General features: G+C 64.0%; 2 rRNA genes. Both read left to right on the forward strand.

Features of this window, described 5'->3' with window-relative positions:
- A 5S ribosomal RNA gene (gene rrf / locus E3T22_RS06030) occupies positions 1-75 on the forward strand; the annotation flags it as partial.
- Between the two features lie 237 nt (positions 76-312).
- Positions 313-429, forward strand: a 5S ribosomal RNA gene (gene rrf / locus E3T22_RS06035).
- Positions 430-1,194: the final 765 nt, after the last annotated feature.

Raw genomic sequence — 1,194 nt, forward strand, 5'->3', positions numbered from 1 at the left:
AACCCGGAAGCTAAGACTCTTTGCGCCGATGGTACTGCAGGGGGGACCCTGTGGGAGAGTAGGACACCGCCGGACTTAACTTAGAAACACACAGAAAAGCCACCCCACCCGGGGTGGCTTTTCTGCGTTTAACCCCCACCCAGCCCGGTTCCGCGAATTGTGAGAAAAGCACCAGGATGCGCGAGTTTTCGGTGCCTAACTCACGGCTCGCGGAGGCGGCCAGCCGTGATGTCCTGTAGACTAGAGCAATCGAAGCTTGATGGTTCGAAACGACTTGATGGCCGGCACCTAGGTGCGGGCATCGCACATTGTTTCGGCGGCCATAGCAAGAGGGAAACGCCCGGTCACATTCCGAACCCGGAAGCTAAGACTCTTTGCGCCGATGGTACTGCAGGGGGGACCCTGTGGGAGAGTAGGACACCGCCGGACTTAACTTAGTCAAAATGGCCACCCATTCGGGTGGCCATTTTGCCGTTAACGTACNTCAAAATGGCCACCCATTCGGGTGGCCATTTTGCCGTTAACGTACGCTGGAGAAGTAGTCCGGTACGTATAGCCACACCTACAGGAGATAAACAGTGACCCCCACGGAACGCAACGGGAACGACGCACGCGACAACGGGAGCGGCGATCGTCGCACCGGCGGCTACCAGGGTGGTCGCGGAGGGTCGGACCGACCCAATCAGGACGGCGCCCGCCCGCCGTACCGCGGCAACTCCGACCGCCCGCAGCGCGACGGAGACCGTCCGCCGTACCGTGGCAACACCGGCGGAAATGACCGTCCCCAGCGTGATGGCGATCGCCCTCCGTACCGTGGCAACTCCGACCGTCCGCAGGGTGGGGAGCGTGCACCGTACCGGGGTAACTCCGACCGTCCGCAGCGCGATGGCGACCGCCCGCCCTACCGCGGGAACAGCGATCGCCCGGCGTACCAGGGCAACTCGGACCGTCCCCAGCGCGATGGTGACCGTCCTCCCTACCGTGGCAACTCCGACCGTCCCGCGTACAAGGGCAACAGCGATCGTCCTTCCTACAACTCTGACCGTCCGCAGCGCGACGGCGACCGCCCTCCCTACCGCGGGAACAGCGACCGCCCGGCGTACCAGGGCAACTCCGACCGTCCGCAGCGCGACGGCGACCGTCCTCCGTACCGGGGCAACAGCGACCGTCCGGCATACAAGGGCAATTCCGACC

It is taken from the genome of Cryobacterium sp. TMB3-10 (assembly GCF_004402305.1).
GTDB classification, from domain to species: domain Bacteria; phylum Actinomycetota; class Actinomycetes; order Actinomycetales; family Microbacteriaceae; genus Cryobacterium; species Cryobacterium zongtaii.